This is a genomic window from Kushneria konosiri, from assembly GCF_002155145.1.
GTDB lineage: Bacteria > Pseudomonadota > Gammaproteobacteria > Pseudomonadales > Halomonadaceae > Kushneria > Kushneria konosiri.
Map to the genome: position 1 here is coordinate 634,514 of NZ_CP021323.1, position 18,453 is coordinate 652,966.

Genomic DNA, 18,453 nt, shown 5'->3' on the forward strand with positions numbered 1-18,453 from the left:
CGTGCGACATGCGCACCGCCTCGGACAATAACAATGACCGATACAACGTCTGACCTGCGTACCGTTCGCGGGCGAGCCCCGCTTTTCAGACGCGCCGTTCTGACAGCCTGTCTCCTGTCCATGGCACCGCTGGGCATGGCCGCTACGCTGCGCATCGATAACGGCGCCGAACCCGGCACGCTCGACCCGCAAAAGACCAGCGGCACCTGGGAGACGCGCATCGTGCGCGAACTCTTCGAGACGCTGATCAGCCATGATGCCAAAGGCAATCTGGTACCGGGACTGGCCAGTGGATGGCAGCTCAGTGATGACGGCCTGATCCTGACCCTTGAGCTGCGCGACGGCGCAACATGGTCCGATGGCCAGCCCGTCACCGCCGGTGATGCCGTCTTCAGCCTGCGCCGATTGTTGAGCCCCGAGACGGCGGCCCACAACGCCAATCTCTACTACCCGATCAAAAATGCCCTCGCGGTCAATGCCGGCGAAGCCGACCCGGAGATGCTGGGCGTGCGCGCCATTGATGATCGTCATCTGGAAGTCCGGCTTGAGCGGCCCACCGCCTGGTTTTTACAGGCACTGGCCATGCCCGAAGCGGCACCGCTTCCCGAACACGCCATGACAGATGACAGCGAACGCTGGGTCGTCCCGGGGGAAACGGTGGTCAGCGGTCCCTTCACCTTGAGTGAGTGGTCGCCGCAGGACCACATTACGCTGGATAAAAACGAGCACTATTACGATGCCAACGAGGTGGCCCTTGATGAGGTCATCCTCTATCCGCTGGAAGAAGCCACCGCCGCGCTCAACCGCTTTCGTACCGGCGCACTGGACATCAGCTATACCAGCGTTCCGGGGGGGCGCCTTGAGCAGCTGCGTCAGGAACTGGGCAACGCTCTGCGGGTCAGCCCGCTGGTGGCGCAATATTTCTACATGTTCAACCTGCGCCCCGACAGCCCGCTCAGCGACATTCGCGTCCGTGAAGCGCTGAACCTGGCCACGCGACGTGAGGTGATCACCGATCAGCTGCTGGGCATGGGTCAGACGCCATCCTACTGGCTGGTCCCGCGGGTAACCCACGGAGGCACCAAAGGCGAAATGCCCATGGTGCAGATGACGATGGATGAGCGCATGACGCGCGCCCGCGAGCTGATGAAAGCGGCCGGCTTTGGCCCAGATACTCCCCTGACGCTGACGCTGCGCTACAACACGCTGGAAGATCACAAGAAAATTGCGGTGGCGCTGGCCGCCATGTGGAAGCCGTTGGGCGTTGAGATGTCGCTGGTCAACACCGAGGCCACCAGCCACTACGCCGCCATCCGCGAAGGCGATTTCCAGCTGGCACGCTATGGCATGGTCGCCACCATCGACGACCCGTATGACTTTCTGGGCAGCTATACCACCGGTGGAAGCGCCGCCATCAGCAGCGGCTATCACGATGAACGCTTTGATCAGCTGGTCGAGCAAAGTAGCGAGACCATCGCGCCGGATGCGCGTGCCGAGCTTCTGACCCGGGCCCAGCAGCGCCTGCTCGACGATTATGCCCTGCTGCCGCTTTACGATTACATCAACACCGCGCTGGTATCAGAGCGCGTCCATGGCTGGGAGCCCTCCCCAATGGACGTGCATCCCCTGCGCTACATCAGTATCAAGGAGTAATCCCTTGTTTTCGATATCCATCCTGCGCCGAGGTAGACCGGCATGCTGAGCTATATCGCCAAGCGTCTGGCCATGGCCATTCCCACACTATTGATCGTGATCACGGCCTCCTTTTTCCTGATGCGGGTCGCCCCGGGAGGGCCCTTTGATGGAGAGCGCCAGCTCCCGCCGGAGATCGAGGCCAACCTGATGGCGGCTTACCATCTGGATGAACCGCTGCCCATGCAGTATCTGCGCTACATGGGCAACCTGGTTCAGGGCGATTTCGGGCCGTCGTTCAAATACAAGGACTTCTCGGTCACCGACCTGATCGCCCAGGGCTTTCCGGTCAGTCTGGAACTCGGGGGACTGGCGATTGCGCTTGCCCTGCTGCTGGGCATTCCCATGGGGGTGATGGCCGCGCTCAGGCGCAACTCGACCGTGGATTATCTGCTGATGGGGACAGCGCTGGGCGGCATTGCGGTGCCCAACTTCGTGATCGCCCCGCTCATGGCGCTCTTTTTCGGCGTCATTCTGGGCTGGCTGCCGGTGGGCGGCTGGAACGGTGGTGCCCTGCCCAATCTGGTCTTGCCGGTGGTGGCGCTGGCCATTCAGCAGATTGCCTATATCGCCCGCATGATGCGCGCCTCGATGATCGAGATTCTCGGCAGTCACTTCATCCGCACCGCCCGCGCCAAGGGACTCAACGAACGCCAGGTCATCTGGCGTCACGCCCTGCGCCCGGCGATGCTGCCGGTGCTCTCCTACCTGGGGCCAGCCATTGCCGGCATCATCACAGGCTCGGTGGTCATCGAGCAGATCTTTGGTCTGCCGGGCATCGGACGCTACTTCGTTCAGGGCGCACTCAATCGCGACTACACCCTCGTGATGGGCACGGTGGTGTTCTACGGCGTGCTGATCGTGCTGATGAACCTGATTGTCGATCTGCTCTATTCGCTGTTCGACCCCCAAATTCGCTATGACGACTGACCGGAGCACATCATGACTTCATCCAGCGGTGCTCATGACACCCGGGCCGCATCCGGCACGACTTCAGATAACGCTGACCATCTTCAGGGCGGCGGCAGTCCCAACCCGCCTCAGGCACCGGTCGCGCAGCCCGGCGAGAGCCTGGCCCGAGAGGCCTGGCGCCGCCTGCGCCACAATCGGGCCGCCATGGCGAGCCTTATCCTGCTGGCACTGATGACCATCATCTGTATTGCGGGTCCCTGGTTTCTGCCCTGGGATCTGGCCGAGGTGGACTGGAACGCATTCGGCGTGGCGCCGACGATGGAAGGCCAGCACTGGCTGGGTACCGATGCCAACGGTCGAGACCTTCTGACCCGCACGCTCTACGGCGGGCGTGTGTCCCTGTCCGTGGCGCTGGTAGCCACCCTGGTGAGTCTGGTCATCGGCGTGCTGTATGGCGCGATTTCCGGCTACATTGGCGGGCGCACGGACAATCTCATGATGCGCTTTGTCGACATCATGTACTCCCTGCCCTTCATGTTTCTGGTCATCCTGTTGATGGTGGTGTTCGGCCGTAACATCTTTTTGATCTACGCCGCGATCGGCGCGGTGGAGTGGCTCGACATGGCGCGCATCGTGCGCGGGCAGACGCTGTCACTCAAGCGCCGCGAGTTCATCGAAGCCGCCCACGCCCTGGGCGTGCGGGATACCAAGATCGTCACTCGCCACCTGATTCCCAACTCGATCGGGCCGGTCATCATCTACGTGACGCTGACGGTGCCCAAGGTCATTTTGCTGGAAAGCTTTCTCTCCTTTCTGGGTCTGGGCGTTCAGGAGCCGCTGACCAGCTGGGGCGTTCTGATCAGCGAAGGGACCTCCAACATGCAGGGCGCGCCCTGGATGCTGATCGTGCCGGCGGCGTTTCTGGCCGTGACGCTGTTCTGTCTCAACTTCCTGGGCGATGGGCTGCGTGATGCCCTCGACCCGCGTACCCGCTAAGGAGTCCGCCATGTCGGCACATCTACTCGAGATCGACAATCTGAAGGTGGACTTTGAACTGCCCACCGGTACCGTCTCCGCCGTCAAGGGCGTGAGCTTTCATATCGACCAGGGCGAAACCGTCGCGCTGGTGGGCGAATCCGGCTCCGGCAAGTCGGTCACCTCGACGGCATTGATGCGTCTGCTGCCGGAGATGGCCAAAATCTCCGGCGCCATTCGTCTGGACGGTGAAGATCTCACTCAGGTCAGCGCCTCACGGATGCGCCGGCTGCGCGGCAACGAGTTCTCGATGATCTTTCAGGAGCCGATGACCTCGCTCAACCCGCTGCACCGCATCGGGCGCCAGATTGCCGAAGTCCTTCATCGCCATCGCGGCATGTCCGGCAGTGAAGCGCGCACGCGGGTGCTGGAACTGCTGCATCAGGTCGGCATTCCCGAACCCGAGCGGCGCATTTCAAGCTACCCGCATGAACTCTCCGGCGGCCAGCGCCAGCGCGTGATGATTGCCATGGCGCTGGCCTGCGAACCGCGCCTGCTGATCGCCGATGAGCCCACCACAGCACTTGATGTCACCGTTCAGGCCCAGATTCTTGACCTGCTCCGGGACCTGCAAAAGCGCTACGGCATGGCGATTTTGTTCATCACCCACGATCTGAGTCTGGTGCGACGCTTTGCCGAGCGGGTCTGTGTGATGCGCTACGGCGAGCTGGTCGAATCCGGTGAGACCGCGAAGGTCTTCAATGCGCCGCAGCACGACTATACCCGCATGCTGCTCGATGCCGAACCGCGTGGCAGCAAGGCGGCCGTGGCAGACGATGCGCCGGTACTGCTCAGCGGTCAGGACGTTCGGGTGCGCTTTACCACCAAAAAGCGCCTGTTCGGTAAAAATGACTATTTCGAGGCAGTGCGCGGCATCAACCTGACCGTTCGTCGCGGCCAGACCGTGGGCATTGTCGGCGAGTCGGGTTCGGGCAAGTCAACGCTGGGTCGGGCACTGCTAAGGCTTTTAAAAAGTCAGGGCCAGCTGCGCTTCGAAGACACCGACATCACGGCGTTTGATAAATCCCGGATGCGGCCGCTGCGCTCGCGCATGCAGGTGGTCTTTCAGGACCCCTTTGGCTCGCTGTCACCCCGTCTGACCGTGGGCGAAATCATCAGTGAAGGGCTCAAGGTCCACTTTCCCGAACTCGACCGGCGCGAGCGCGAGGCACGCGTCATCGAATCGCTGGAGGAAGTGGCACTCGATCCGGCGATGCGCAAGCGCTATCCGCACGAGTTCTCCGGCGGCCAGCGCCAGCGCATCGCCATTGCCCGGGCACTGGTACTCAAGCCCGACTTTTTGCTGCTCGATGAGCCGACCTCGGCGCTCGACCGTTCGGTGCAGATGACAGTCATCGAACTTTTGCGTCACCTTCAGCAGAAATACGACCTGACCTACGTGTTCATCAGCCACGACCTGGCCGTGGTCCGCGCGCTGTCCGACACCGTGCTGGTCATGAAGGAAGGTCAGGTCGTTGAACAGGGCTCGGCAGAGAGTATTTTCCAGTCACCGCGCGAGGCGTACACGAAAGCGCTTCTGGAGGCCGCCTTTCTAGAAACGGCCGCCTGAAGGGCCACCGCGTCGCAGACGACTCAAGGGTCATGGCGACATGAATGTCCTGGCAACCCTGAACCCTCGCCCCGACTGGCGGGGGTTTTTTGTGGGTGATTGAGCGCATCCACCATCTCGACCCTGTGGTTACCCCGGGATTTTACGCTGAGCGCATGACAGATAACCGGCAGGCAATGACACGTGAACTGGCCGAAGGTGGCCACGTGACCCACAAAACCAGCCACCATGACCCTCAGAGACTGATTCACGTCGAACATCTTCCAACGTCTATCCGCTTTTTTTAGCCGGGCGACTCCAGCCATGACTGTCTTGAGAAAAGCAGGCCGGGGTTGGCGTCACAGGGTAAATGACGACGTGATCGATGGCAGGGTCGACAGGCGGCTAGATTTCCACCGCACGGCCAATGTATTCGATGGGCCCGGTCGGCAGGCCCGTGGGCGAGCCGGTAGCGTCTTCAAGCGTCAGCTCGAACAGCTGGTTGTCCTCAAGCGGTGGCAGCGTGTCCAGATTCAGACGTACGGGTCTGCCCGGCTGAACCAGACCCAGCGATACCGGTGCCTGCCAGTCATCGGCCTTGGTCCAGAACTGGAGCGCCTTGCCTTCGGGCACCTCGAAGGTGCCCAGCGGAATCAGCTCGATCTGCCGGCGGTTGGCAGCCTGAACCACCCAGCCGGCGGACTGGCTTTGCGGGGCGAGCAGGACCACCATGTATTCCGGCGTCGCTGGAGCATCTGGCTGTCGCCATAACAGTGCGGCCATGACCAGCGTTGCCGCCACGCCCAGTCCGGCGGCAGTACGCCAAAGGGCCAGGCGCTGAAAAAGACCGGTTGCAGGCGCCGGCGATCGGCGCGCCTCCAGACTTCGCTGAATGCGCGGCCAGAGAAAATCGCTCGGGGTTTGAGGATCGGTGAGTGCGGTGTAAGGGAAAAAACGCTCCTCCCACTCGATGACCATTCGGCGCAGCTCGGGGTCGCGGGTCAGACGCGCTTCAAATGCCTGACGCTCGGCATGGGAAAGCGTCCCCAGTACATATTCGCCGGCCAGAACGTGCTTGTCTTCATCAGACGGCAGGTCACTTTCGTGAGGCGTGTTCATGCCAGACACTCCCGTAAACGCACCAGGCTTCGTTTGATCCAGGCCTTGATCGTGCCCAGCGGTGCGCCCGTATGCGCCGCGATTTCCGCATGGCTCAACCCCTCCACGTATGCCTGTAGCACGCAGTTGCGTCGCTCAACCTCAAGCGCTTTCAGGCATTCGTCCATTCGCTGACCGGTGTGCCAGTCAAAGGCTTCAGCGGACGGGCTTTCAGGGCGCGTGTCATCCCTCTGCTCAAGGGTATCTGCATCGATTTCTCCCACCAGTCTTTCACGCTGACGAATGGCGTTCAGCGCCATATGGCGGGCAATGCTGAAGATCCATGTGCGGGCACTGCCCTTTTCGGAATCAAAGGTGTCAGCTCGCTGCCAGATGGCCAGAAAGGCATCATGAACAATGTCCTCTGCCATGCCGCGGTCCCTGACGATGCGCTGCACCACACCGAGCATTCTCGCCCCCTCCAGACGATAAAGCGTGTGAAGGGCGTCATGATCCCCCCGGGCGCAGCACGCCAGTGCCTCGTTGTAATCAAATTCGCGGGTTGTATCGGACACCTGTGCTCCCTCATGGCGCCCGGCTCGTTCACCGATGCGCCGAAGCAGCATAACCACCGAAGGCCCATGACACGAGCCCTCGATGTCATCGCAATGGAAAAGCCCCTGCTCGAGTCGGGGCAGAATCTGAACTTACTCGGCGGTCCAGAAGAGATAGTCGGCCTGATAGGTCACGATGGCCGTGGCGCCCTTGTGATCGGCATCGCACGCGACATTCGGGGGAACACCGCCCTCGGTATTCAGACGCTGAATATAGCTGACACCGGTCATGGCGCCCTTGCCTTCGGCCGGATTGGCCTTGACCAGCTGCAGCGCAATGTTCCCGTCGCCATTACCGGCGGTGGCCTGCTGGGTGCCGGTCACTTTCGAGCCGTCCAGCGCTTCCCAGGTGGCGGGCGGGCCATAATAGCTGCCGACCTGGTGGCCATCGCCATCATTGAGCGCGGCACTGGGCCCCTTGAAGACCCATGCCATGGCCCCGTCATCGCTGGTGTCACACAGATACCTGATGGCACCGACGCCGACGGTCTCAAGTGCAACCTTGTGGCCATCCGGCACCTGGACACTCTCCGGAGTATCCGCCAGAGCCGCATGACTAAAGGACGCGATCAAGGCGGTCGCCAGAGCAGTACGCGTTAGACGTTGAACATTCATGTCAATCTCCCTGATGGTGGTTATCAACCGCTCCAATCGCTGCGGCTGTATAAGGGGTACACACGAGATGTCGTTCTGGATGCACTTTTTTAAAAAAAATTTGATGACGCCTGACGAGCCTCGTCTTGAGGCAATGACCGTCTGCCGCACACCTCATTTGACCCTGTGGCTACCCCAGGGTTTTATGCTGAGTGCATGACAGATAACCGGCAGGCAATGACATGAAAATTGGTGAACTGGCCGAACGGGGCAACGTGACCCACGAAACCATCCGTCACTATGTCCATCAGGGGCTGATTCACGCCGAGCGCAACCCCGCTAACGGCTATCAGCTTTTCGACGACGACGCGCTCAGGCGGCTGCGCTTTATCAACCGTGCCCGAACCCTGGGCTTTAGCCTCAAGGAGGTCGGGGAGATCTTTGCCCACACCGATCACGGTGACTCCCCCTGCCCCATGGTGCGTGACCTTCTGCGCACGCGCCTGCCTGAGGTCAGGGCACAGATTCAGGAGCTGGAGCAGCTGGCAGATCGGATGGAAAAGGCACTCAACGCCTGGTCTTCCATGCCGGATGGCGCGCCGGATGGCCACACGCTGTGTCAACTGATCGAACACTGGAACGATGCGCGACCCGAGGCGAGCGCACGCGACGCAGGGAGCTCTCATGTTTCATGATCATCGACTCGCCCTGAGCGGCCTGCACTGCGGCGGCTGCGTCAAACGCACCCGTGCTGCGCTGGAAGCCCTCGATCCGAAGGCCCATATCGAGATCGATGTGGAGCATCTTGCCATGCGCACCGACCGCCCCCTTGAAGAGGTCATCAAGGCAGTGGAAGGCGCCGGTTTTCAGGCTGCACCGGCGCAGGACACACCTCATCATCACCGGCTGGCGCTTGAGGGTCTTCACTGCGGTGGCTGCGTCAAACGCACACGTACCGCGCTGGAAACGCTTGATCCACAGGCGCAGATCGACATCGATACCGAACATCTGTCGATCACTACCCACAAATCGATCAGTGAGGTCATCAGCGCCGTGGAAGACGCGGGCTATCGCGCCGCCCCTGTCAGGGAGACACCTGAATCAGCGCCTGAACCCGGCCCGACGATAGAGGCCAGCGCCGCGACTGGAGAAGGTGCTGAAGACGCTGTCGGACAAACTGACGCTGATACTTCAACGTCGCCGGACAAGGCCTCGGGAGAGGCCATCGAACTTCAGCTCTCCGGCATTACCTGCGCCGGCTGCGTACGCACCATCCAGAACGCGCTGGATCACGTGCAGGGTGTCGATGAGGCCCAGGTCAACTTTGCCACGCGCAGCGCCCGGGTCCGCGGCAGCGCCACCGCCAGCGACCTGATCAGGGCAGTCGAACAGGCCGGCTACGGTGCCGAGGTCATCGAAAGCATCGAACAGGGCGAGGCACGCCGAGGCGAACTGGAACAGCAGGATTATCGTCACAAGATTCGTGACACCTGGCTGGCGCTGGTACCCGGGGCTGCGCTGATGGTGTCCATGTTCTTTCACCATCCACAGCTGGAAGGCGGTGAGCGCTGGTTCTGGGTCGTGACTGGCCTGGCCGTTCTGGGCATCATGCTGACCGCCGGCCGCGGCTTTTACGATGCGGCCATCAAGGCCGTACGCCATCGCATGGCCAACATGGATCTGCTGGTGGCCATCGGGGCCACCACGGCCTGGCTTTACTCGATGTTTGTTGCGCTGTTGCCGGACATCGTGCCCGAGGCAGCACGGTCGCTCTATCTTGAGGCGCCACTGATGATCATCGGCCTGATCAGCCTGGGGCAGGCCATCGAGACCCGATCGCGCGGGCGTACCTCGAAGGCGCTGTCGCAGCTGGTATCGCTGCGCGCCAGTACTGCCAGGGTCATTCGAGGCCAACAGGATGTGGATGTGGCCATCGATGATGTAGTGCGCGGCGACCTTGTCCGCCTGCGCCCCGGTGAGCGAGTACCGGTGGATGGCGAAGTGGTTGAAGGCAGCAGCCATATCGATGAATCGATGCTGACCGGTGAACCCCAGGCCGTCGAACGAAACGCCGGCGACCGGGTATCTGCGGGCACGCTCAACACGAAGGGTACCCTGACCCTGCGCGCGACCCGGGTCGGCGGCGACACCAGCCTGTCACGCATCATCGAACAGGTGCGTCAGGCACAGGGATCACGCCCACCCATCAGCCGGCTGGCCGACCGGGTCGCGAGCATCTTTGTGCCGGCCGTCATGATCATTGCAGTCATCACGGCGCTGGTCTGGTTCAACATTGGCCCGGAGCCGCGGATCACCCATATGTTGATCACGGCAACGTCGGTCCTGATCATTGCCTGCCCCTGCGCACTGGGACTGGCCACCCCGATCTCGACCATGATTGGCGTGGGCCGTGCCGCCAGCGCCGGTATCCTGATTCGTCATGGCGAATCTCTTCAGCGTATCGGCGAGCTGACCGCACTGGTAGTCGACAAGACCGGGACGCTGACCGAGGGCAAACCGCGCGTGACCGACGCGCTCTGGCAGGATGAGGATCATGACAGGGCGCTCGCCCTGCTGGCCGGACTTGAGCGCGGCTCGGAGCATCCGCTGGCGAGTGCCGTGCTGTCGTATTGCGACGAGCAGTCGGCAGAGACTGTCGAAGTCAGACAGTTCGAGGCGCTTTCAGGACGCGGCGTCACGGCCATCGGTTCGAGCGGCGAGCGCCTGGCGCTGGGCAATGCCGCGCTGATGAAAGCAAACAATGTCGCCCTGGAGGAGGTCCGCGAGACCGTCAACGCATGGGAAAAACAGGCCCGAAGCGTGCTGCACTTCGCCATCGATGGTCGACTGGTCGCGCTGCTGGCCGTACAGGACCCGCTTAGAGCCGATGCCCGAGAAGCCATCGAGCGTCTGCATGCCCGCCAGCTGCGCGTGGTGATGCTGACCGGTGACGCCGAACCTACCGCCCGGGCGATCGCCCGGGAAGCGGGCATCGACGAGGTGCACGCCGGCCTTCTGCCCGAGGACAAGCAGACCCATATCGAGCGGCTGCGACGCGAGGGTTATGTGGTCGGCATGGCCGGCGATGGCATCAATGACGCGCCGGCACTGGCAGGCGCCGATGTCGGCTTTGCCATGGGGGCCGGTAGCGACGTGGCGATTGAATCGGCCGGCGCTGCCCTGATGCGCGACTCCCTGCACGGCATCAGCGATGCCATCGATCTGAGTCGCGCCACGATCAAGAACATCAAGCAGAATCTATGGGGCGCCTTTGCCTATAACACACTGGGCATCCCGATTGCCGCCGGCGTGCTCTATCCGCTGACCGGCGCCCTGCTCTCGCCCATGGTGGCGGCGCTGGCGATGGCTGCCTCGTCGGTGACGGTCGTGACCAATGCCAACCGATTGCGCCACTTCACACCGGAGCGGATCGCGCGCCCGGACAATGACCAATCAGCAGCGACGACGGAGGTCACCTCATGAGTATCCTGATCAATGCCCTGGGGCTCGTACTGATCGTTGTGATCGCCTGGTGGTTCTGGGGTGGTCACAAGGACACATGACAGCGTGGGCGGGCTGGCCCACACTGCCCTTTCAGTGCCATGTTCACGGAGTGTTTATCCATGTCCGAATCGTCTGCCCCCGCCCTGCACGGGGTGATCGAAACCGCGCTCTATACCGCCGATATGGCGCGGGCGCGGCGCTTTTTTGAAACGGTGCTGGGCCTGACACCTCATCTTTTTGATGAGCGCTTTACGGCCTACCCGACCGGGCCGTCGATGCTATTGATCTTTCTGCAGGGAGAGACGCAGGACACCGTGCATCTGCCAAACGGCATGGGCACCATTCCGCCCCACGATGGCGGCGGGCGTCAGCATATTGCGCTGGCCATCAAGGCCGAGGCACTGGAGGCCTGGGAGGCGCATCTGGCACATCACGAGGTCGCCATCGAGGGGCGCACGCACTGGCCGCCGGGCGGTGAAAGCCTCTATTTCCGCGACCCGGACGGCCACCTGCTGGAGCTGGTCACGCCGGGGCTGTGGCCCAACTATTAACGTCCGGCGGTATCAGGTCAATTACTGCTGGTGCCGGTATAGCGCCCGGGGCGATGATTGAGGGTCAGGATCACACCCAGTACGGCCGCGCCCACGATGGAGTACATGACGTTGGTGGGTGGCAGCACGAAAAAGGCCATCAGCATGACCAGCCCATCAAGGGCAAGCTGAACCTTGCCGGCGCTCCAGCCGCGCCGGTCCTGCAAATACAGGGCAAGAATATTGAACCCGCCCAGACTGCCGCGATGGCGGAAAAGCGCCAGCGCCCCCAGCCCGATCAGACTGCCCCCCATGAGGGCGGCAAACAGCGGAGAGACGTCACCGATATCGATCCAGCGCGGCATCTGCCAGCTGATCAATGACAAAAGCGCAATGGCGGCAAAGGTCTTCAGCGCAAACTGGTGGCCGACCCGCTGCCAGGCGAGCCAGTAAAACGGCAGATTCACCACGAAAAAGACCGGGCCGAAATCCCAGCCGGTACTATAGGTGATCAAAAGCGCGATACCGGCCGTGCTGCCGATCAGGATCTGGGCATGCTCATAAAGTCCGATCCCCAGCGCCGCGCAGGCCGAACCCAGCATGATGGCCATGACATCCTCGTGCAGACGATGTCGACTCAACGAAGCATCCATCGATAATATCCTTGTTGTTGTGTGACTGCCGGATGGGCAGTGCATGACACACGGCGCTTGTGGCGCCTGAAGATATTATCGACAGCCCGCGCGCAGGCGTCGAGTGGCCGCGGCTTACCCGGGCTGCGACGTGGCGTGCTCGATCATCAACTGCAGACTCTCCCGCCCCCGATAGCGATTGCGTGACAGACGAAAGGCGCAGCGTATTTCCTCACCGACGGCCACCGGCATGTTCTCGCCGGGCTGGACGGCGCGAAACCAGATCGCGCGAATCATGTGGGCCCCGGCGTCCAGCGTCATCATCAGATGGTTACCATCACTGCCGACCAGGCGTGCCTGATCCACCACAAACCGGCCCTCAAACAGGGGCGCCTCAAACTCTCGCCCGTAGGGTGCCAATGCTTCGAGTTCATCGAGAATGGAGAGCGTCAGCTGATGCGGCGAGAGCGTGCCGTCGCTGAGAATCAGCGGATAGAGCTCGCGGCCGTCCAGCTGCTCGTCGATGGCCGTGGCCAGAGCACAGCGAAAGGCTTCCAGCTGACAGATGGGCACCCCGACGCCGGCCGCCCCGCTGTGGCCGCCAAAGCGCGGCAGCGCCTCGGGCGCCAGCTCACAGGCACGCTGAAGCGCATCACGCAGATGCACGCCTTCCACCGAGCGCCCGGAGCCGGTCAGCATGTCAGGGTCCGGGGCCTGGGTCAGCACCACGGACGGACGCCCGAAGGCCTGCACCAGCCGCGAGGCCACAATGCCCTGCACGCCGGGGTGACCCTCGGCCAGATGAACGATCAGCACACGCGCGCCCTGCTCGAGCTGCTGATGGGCCATGGCACGTGCCTGCTCGGCCATGTCGGCCTCGATGGCCTTGCGCGCCTGGTTGTCATCATCCAGCACATTGAGATAGCGTCGAGCGGTGGCATCGTCCTCGGCCAGCATGAAGTGCAGCGCTGCATAAGGGTCATCCAGCCGCGAGCGGGCATTGATACGCGGTCCCATCTGAAAGGCCAGCGTTTCGGCATCAAACGGTGTGCTGTCCGGCCCCAGTCGTTCGGCCATCATCCGCCAGCACGGCGCCTCCATGCGGTTGATCAGCTTGAGCCCGAGCGTGACCACCGCGCGATTGATGGCGCTGTCGCCCAGCGAGACACAGTCAGCCACCGTGCCCAGCGCCACGTAGGCCAGCCATGGAGAAAGCTTGGGGGTGTCATCGGCCAGCCGACCCGCCTCGATCAGATGCGTGCGGGTCAAAGACATCAAAAGCCAGCACACCATGCAGCCCGCGATAGTGGCATCGGGATAGTCACAGTCGGCGCGCGACGGATTGACCACCGCATGGGCCGAGGCCGGCGGCCCCTCGACGGGCAGGGCGTGATGATCGGTCACGACCACATCGATACCGGCTTCCTTGAGACGTGCCAGGCGCGGCTCATCGCTGGAGCCGCAATCGGCACTGATGATCAGCGATGGACGCGGCGTGAGCGCCAGCGTTTTATCCACCAGCGCCGCGCTGATGCCGTAGCCATCATTGATGCGATGACCAATCAGACTGTGAAGCCGCTCGCGCGGCACGCCGAAGAGTTCGACCAGCGTTCTCAGAATCACCACGTGCGAGGTAATCCCATCGACGTCATAGTCGGTGATGATGCCGATATGTTCCCCGTCGATCACGGCTCGGGCGATGCGCTCGGCGCCGCGGGTCGCATCGCACAGCTTTTCGGGATGCTCGATATAGCGCAGCGCCGGCGCGATCAGGGCGGACACCGGCGCTCGCGGGTCCTTGAGGCGTCCGGCCAGAATTCGCGCCTGCAGCTCGGTCAGTCCGGCATCGAGCGCCTCTTGGTAGAGGCCTTCATGACAGGGACGCTGCAGGATTTTCTTGTTCAGCAGCGTTTTCAGGGAAGGACTCGCGTTATTCACGGGGGCTCCAAAAGCTCAAGGGCTGCGCCAGCATCATTGATACCGGTGCAGCCCTGTTGATGGCTCGTTCAGAACGGTCAGGTCAGCGGCGTCATGACCTGTCGCTGAAAGGCGTCGCGCTCGGTCAGGCGCTGATACCAGCGCTCAAGATGCACCTGTGCCGGGCGCTCGATGGGCATTTCAAACCAGGCATACGCCATGCAGCCCAGCGGGATGTCACCCATGCCAAACGCCTCACCGGAAAGCCAGGCTTGATCGGCCAGAATGGCATCGACACGCGCCAGCAGTCTCGTGCATTCGTCAATGCCACGCTCCCTGATCGCATTGTCGCTTTGATCCGGCGATAACCGTACGGTATTCCAGAAGACATCCCTGAAGGGTGCAGCGAAGGTCGAGGTGGCCCAGTCCATCCACTTGTCCGCCTCGGCACGGCGGGCGGGGTCATGGACGGCCAGCGGCCCCTCGCCGTACTGCGCGATCAGATAGCGCACGATGGCGTTGGACTCCCACAGCACCAGCGACCCGTCCTGCAGGCAGGGGATCAGGCCGTTGGGATTGAGCGCCCGGTAGCCGGGATCATCCACAATCCCGAACTCGCCACCGGCATCGATACGCTCGACCTCAAGGCCAAGTTCATCGGCACACCAGAGCACCTTCTTGACGTTGGTCGAGTTGGCCCGGCCCCATACCTTCAACATGCCCTCTCCTCACGCAGTGATGTCGACAACGCCTGCCGGCTGGATCAGCTGCTGGCCACGCGATGCTCGGCGACAAAGCGCTGAACGTCATGTGCCCTGGCCGGCAGCACGTCATAGCGCTCTTCACGCGTCATCAGATCGCTCATGGACTCCGGCAGCGCCGCGCCTTCAAAACCGGCCCGGACCACGGCGTCCTCGAACTTGGCCGGATGCGCGGTCGCCAGCGTAATCATGGGCGTGGTGTCATCGCTGCGCGCCACGTCAGCGGCGCGATAGCCGGTGGCAGTATGCGGATCAAGCAGCTCGCCGGTGCGCTCGAAGGCTTCGCGAATCACCTCGAGGATGGTGTCATCATCCACGCGGTGGCTGCCGAACTTCTCGCGCAGTCTGGCCAGCGGGGCATCGGCCAGCACCGTGGGCTCCTGCTGGAAACACTCCAGCAGCGCGCGAACACGATCACCGTCGCGATCGTAGGCGTCAAAGAGCAGACGCTCGAAGTTGGATGACACCACGATATCCATCGACGGTGCCAGAGTCGCTGCCAGCTCGCGTTTGGAGAAGTCGTTATCGGCCAGCGTCCTGTGCAGGATGTCGTTGGCATTGGTGGCAATCACGAACTGCTTGACCGGCAGGCCCATCTGACTGGCGGTATAACCGGCAAACAGATTGCCGAAGTTGGCCGATGGCACCGTGAAACTGACCTCGCGGTGCGGGGCGCCCAGCGCGACGGCCGAGGCAAAGTAGTAGACGATCTGCGCCATGATGCGCGCCCAGTTGATCGAGTTGACCGCGATCAGTCGGGTGCCGTCGAGAAAGCCCTGGTCGGCGAAGCTGGCCTTGACGATGGCCTGAGCGTCGTCGAAGTTGCCTTCGATGGCGATGTTGTGAACGTTATCGGCCAGCACCGTGGTCATCTGGCGACGCTGAACGGCAGAGACGCGCTGATAAGGATGCAGGATGAAGATATCGAGGTTGTCACAGTGACGACAGCCCTCAATGGCGGCCGAACCGGTATCGCCCGAAGTCGCGCCCATGATGACGCCCTTCTCGCCGCGTTTTTTGAGAAAGTGATCCAGCAGGCGGCCCAGCAGCTGCAGTGCGACATCCTTGAAGGCCAGTGTCGGCCCGTGGAAGAGCTCCATCAGCCAGTGGTTGTGCGAGAGCTGCTTGAGCGGCACCACGGCGTCATGCTTGAAGGTGGCGTAGCTGTCGTTGATGAGACCGCGCAGGGTGTCATCATCGATCTCGCCGCCGACAAAGGGCTTCATGACCCGAAAGGCGATCTCGGTATAGGGCTGTCCGGCCATGGCCGCGATCTCTTCACGAGAGAACTGCGGCAATGTTTCCGGCACGTACAAACCGCCATCGGGCGCCAGCCCGGTCAGTAACGCTTCTTCAAAATTCAGCGCGGGAGCGTTCCCGCGCGTACTGATGTAACGCATGGTCTGTGCGCCCCTGATCAGACGTTTTCGTCAAGATGTTCGATGCGGATGCGGGTTACCGGCCCGGCAATATCAGCCAGCGCTTCAAGCTGGCGAATTGCTTCATTCATGTTGGCCTCGCGGGTGCGGTGCGTGGTGATGATGATCGGCACCAGCTCGCCTTCGGTGGCTTCCTTCTGGATCAGCGCCTCGATGCTGACCCCCTGCTCGGCCAGAATGGTGGCCACACGCGCCAGCACACCGGGACGATCCACGGCCAGAAGTCTCAGATAATAGGCCGTGACGATGTTCTCCATCGGCAGGATCGGCAGGCTCTCATCGCCCTCCACGATGCCGCTGAAGGCCAGATAGGGTGTGCGGTAATCATGATGGGTGGCCATGTCGCGGGCCACGTCCAGAAGATCCGCCACGACCGCCGAGGCGGTCGGCTCGGCGCCGGCGCCCGCCCCATAGTAGAGTGTCGGCCCCACGGCATCGCCCATCACTTCGATGGCATTCTTGACCCCGTGGACGTTGGCCAGCAGCTGCTCTTTGGGGACCAGGGCCGGATGGACACGCAGTTCGATGCCGTCATCGGTGCGCTTGGAGATGCCAAGATGCTTGATGATATAGCCCAGGGCTTCGGCCTGTTTCACGTCATCGAAGGTGATGCGCGAAATGCCTTCGGTGTAGGCCCTCTCGAACTGCAGCGGCACGCCATAGGCGATCGAGGCCAGAATGGTCAGCTTGTGGGCCGCATCGATACCTTCGACATCAAAGGTCGGATCGGCCTCGGCATACCCCAGCGCCTGAGCTTCGGCCAGTACGTCTTCAAAGGCCCGCCCTTCATCACGCATGTGAGTCAGGATGTAGTTGCCGGTGCCGTTGATGATGCCGGCCACCCACTGAATGCGGTTGGCGCCCAGCCCTTCGCGCAGGGACTTGATCACCGGAATGCCCCCGGCCACGGCCGCCTCGAAGGCGACAATGACGCCCTGCTCGGCGGCCGCGCGGAAGATCTCGTTGCCATGAACGGCGATCAGGGCCTTGTTGGCAGTGACGACGTGCTTGCCGTGGCGAATGGCTTCCAGCACCAGCTCGCGGGCCACGTCATAGCCTCCGATCAGCTCGACCACGACATCGATATCAGGATTTCGGGCGACCTCGAACACGTCGCGGGTGACGTTGATCCCGGTCAGGTCCACCTGCGGGCTATCACGCCGCGCACCAATCTGCTCCACCACAATGGCGCGCCCGGCTCGACGTTCAATGTCCTGGGCGTTACGCACCAATACATTGAATGTGCCGCTACCCACGGTCCCCAGTCCACAGATGCCTACCTTTACCGGTTCCACCGTCTTGCCCCCTGGTCTACTGATCTCAACGCTGCATGACTGTTTTCCCGGGGCCTTCAGGACCCCGGGAGGAGAAGCAGTGTAACGTCCCGCACGGCTTCCATGAATGCCTTGTGGTTAATTCTTCAACCCCAGCATGCTGACCAGTCGGTCCACGGGTACATAGCCTGGAATCATGCGCCCATCAGGCAGGATCAATGCCGGTGTGCCCTGAATACCGATCTGCTTGCCCAGGGCAAACTGTGCCTCGACCGGGGTATCGCAGCTGGCGCCGCCCTTGATCTTCTTGTCCTTCTTGATCGTTGTCATCGCCTCGGTGCGGTTGTCACTGCACCAGACCTGATTAAGTTCGCGTGCGCCTTCCCCCTGCATGCCGGCCCGCGGAAAGGCCAGATAACGCACCTCTACGCCCCGCTTGTTGAGCTCGGGCACTTCTTCATGAAACTTTCGGCAGTACGGGCAGGTGGTATCGGTAAAGACATTGATCACGGCCTTGACCTTGCCGGCGGGTCGAAAGACGACCGTGTCCTTGTCAGGCACCTGCTCAAGAAGCGCCAGGCGCTGCTGCTGCTGCTTCTGTTCGGTCAGGTTGACCATCTGGCCGCTGTCGTTGCGATAAAGATCGCCCACCAGCAGATACTTTCCCTCCCGGTCGCTGTAGAGCGTCTGACCACCCTCCAGCTGGACCTCATAAAGACCCGATACAGGTGAAGCTTCAACCGAGCGCACCGGCATTGACTGACCATTGACCACCAGGTGGTCGGTCAGATCCTTTGGCACCCCGGCGTCATCGGCCTGAGCGCCCTGGGCGAGTACGGCGCCGGCCAGCAGCGTACCGGTCAACAGAGAACGAATGGAGAGAGCAGGCAGTTTGGACATGG

16 protein-coding genes are annotated in these 18,453 nt (G+C 62.2%); 7 read left to right on the top strand and 9 right to left on the bottom strand.

The annotated features are described in order from the left end of the window. Positions 1-33 precede the first annotated feature (33 nt). The 4 genes from B9G99_RS02955 to B9G99_RS02970 are packed head-to-tail and all read left to right on the top strand — an operon-like array spanning position 34 to position 5,209. On the top strand, positions 34-1,653 hold the full coding sequence (locus B9G99_RS02955) for a peptide ABC transporter substrate-binding protein (protein WP_086620686.1): 1,620 nt from the start codon (positions 34-36) through the stop codon (positions 1,651-1,653). A 42-nt stretch (positions 1,654-1,695) separates the two neighbouring features. Beyond that, positions 1,696-2,622 (top strand): oligopeptide ABC transporter permease OppB, encoded by a 927-nt coding sequence (oppB, locus tag B9G99_RS02960; RefSeq protein ID WP_086620687.1) that lies wholly within the window; start codon positions 1,696-1,698, stop codon positions 2,620-2,622. 12 nt (positions 2,623-2,634) lie between these two features. After that, positions 2,635-3,600: an ABC transporter permease gene (locus tag B9G99_RS02965; RefSeq protein ID WP_227875905.1), complete on the top strand. Its 966-nt coding sequence runs from the start codon at positions 2,635-2,637 to the stop codon at positions 3,598-3,600. Between the two features lie 10 nt (positions 3,601-3,610). Further along, the gene (locus tag B9G99_RS02970; RefSeq protein ID WP_086620688.1) at positions 3,611-5,209 is read left to right on the top strand and encodes an ABC transporter ATP-binding protein; all 1,599 of its coding nucleotides are present in this window, start codon (positions 3,611-3,613) and stop codon (positions 5,207-5,209) included. A 384-nt stretch (positions 5,210-5,593) separates the two neighbouring features. Here the strand turns inward: B9G99_RS02970 and B9G99_RS02975 are convergent, their stop codons facing one another. The 3 genes from B9G99_RS02975 to B9G99_RS02985 all read right to left on the bottom strand — a co-directional run bounded on the left by B9G99_RS02975 (position 5,594) and on the right by B9G99_RS02985 (position 7,515). Next, a complete protein-coding gene (locus tag B9G99_RS02975) occupies positions 5,594-6,307 on the bottom strand; it encodes an anti-sigma factor (protein WP_086620689.1) in 714 nt (237 codons plus the stop codon). After that, on the bottom strand, positions 6,304-6,861 hold the full coding sequence (locus tag B9G99_RS02980; RefSeq protein ID WP_086623248.1) for a sigma-70 family RNA polymerase sigma factor: 558 nt from the start codon (positions 6,859-6,861) through the stop codon (positions 6,304-6,306). The genes B9G99_RS02975 and B9G99_RS02980 overlap by 4 nt, the downstream gene beginning before the upstream one ends. A 132-nt stretch (positions 6,862-6,993) precedes the next feature. After that, positions 6,994-7,515, bottom strand: coding sequence for a DUF3455 domain-containing protein (locus B9G99_RS02985; RefSeq protein ID WP_086620690.1), 522 nt, complete (start codon positions 7,513-7,515; stop codon positions 6,994-6,996). Between the two features lie 221 nt (positions 7,516-7,736). On the opposite strand from B9G99_RS02985, the gene B9G99_RS02990 reads away from it, so the two are divergent. The 3 genes from B9G99_RS02990 (at position 7,737) to B9G99_RS03000 (ending at position 11,549) form a co-directional block, all read left to right on the top strand. Continuing rightward, on the top strand, positions 7,737-8,189 hold the full coding sequence (locus B9G99_RS02990; protein WP_086620691.1) for a MerR family transcriptional regulator: 453 nt from the start codon (positions 7,737-7,739) through the stop codon (positions 8,187-8,189). Then, positions 8,179-10,977, top strand: a complete 2,799-nt coding sequence (locus tag B9G99_RS02995; RefSeq protein WP_086620692.1) for a heavy metal translocating P-type ATPase — start codon at positions 8,179-8,181, stop codon at positions 10,975-10,977. Before B9G99_RS02990 ends, B9G99_RS02995 begins: the two co-directional genes overlap by 11 nt. A 140-nt stretch (positions 10,978-11,117) precedes the next feature. Beyond that, entirely contained in the window at positions 11,118-11,549 is a 432-nt protein-coding gene (locus B9G99_RS03000; RefSeq protein WP_086620693.1) for a VOC family protein, read from the top strand. Between the two features lie 17 nt (positions 11,550-11,566). On the opposite strand, the gene B9G99_RS03005 is transcribed toward B9G99_RS03000, so the two are convergent. From B9G99_RS03005 to B9G99_RS03030, 6 genes are all read right to left on the bottom strand, one after another. Continuing rightward, a complete protein-coding gene (locus B9G99_RS03005; RefSeq protein ID WP_086620694.1) occupies positions 11,567-12,181 on the bottom strand; it encodes a YitT family protein in 615 nt (204 codons plus the stop codon). A 114-nt stretch (positions 12,182-12,295) separates the two neighbouring features. Next, positions 12,296-14,098, bottom strand: a complete 1,803-nt coding sequence (locus B9G99_RS03010; RefSeq protein ID WP_086620695.1) for a single-stranded-DNA-specific exonuclease RecJ — start codon at positions 14,096-14,098, stop codon at positions 12,296-12,298. 77 nt (positions 14,099-14,175) lie between these two features. Further along, on the bottom strand, positions 14,176-14,796 hold the full coding sequence (locus tag B9G99_RS03015; protein ID WP_086620696.1) for a glutathione S-transferase family protein: 621 nt from the start codon (positions 14,794-14,796) through the stop codon (positions 14,176-14,178). 44 nt (positions 14,797-14,840) lie between these two features. Continuing rightward, positions 14,841-16,238, bottom strand: a complete 1,398-nt coding sequence (gene thrC / locus B9G99_RS03020; RefSeq protein ID WP_086620697.1) for a threonine synthase — start codon at positions 16,236-16,238, stop codon at positions 14,841-14,843. 17 nt (positions 16,239-16,255) lie between these two features. Further along, entirely contained in the window at positions 16,256-17,572 is a 1,317-nt protein-coding gene (locus B9G99_RS03025) for a homoserine dehydrogenase (protein WP_086620698.1), read from the bottom strand. 117 nt (positions 17,573-17,689) lie between these two features. Further along, positions 17,690-18,451 (bottom strand): DsbC family protein, encoded by a 762-nt coding sequence (locus B9G99_RS03030; RefSeq protein WP_227875906.1) that lies wholly within the window; start codon positions 18,449-18,451, stop codon positions 17,690-17,692. Positions 18,452-18,453: the final 2 nt, after the last annotated feature.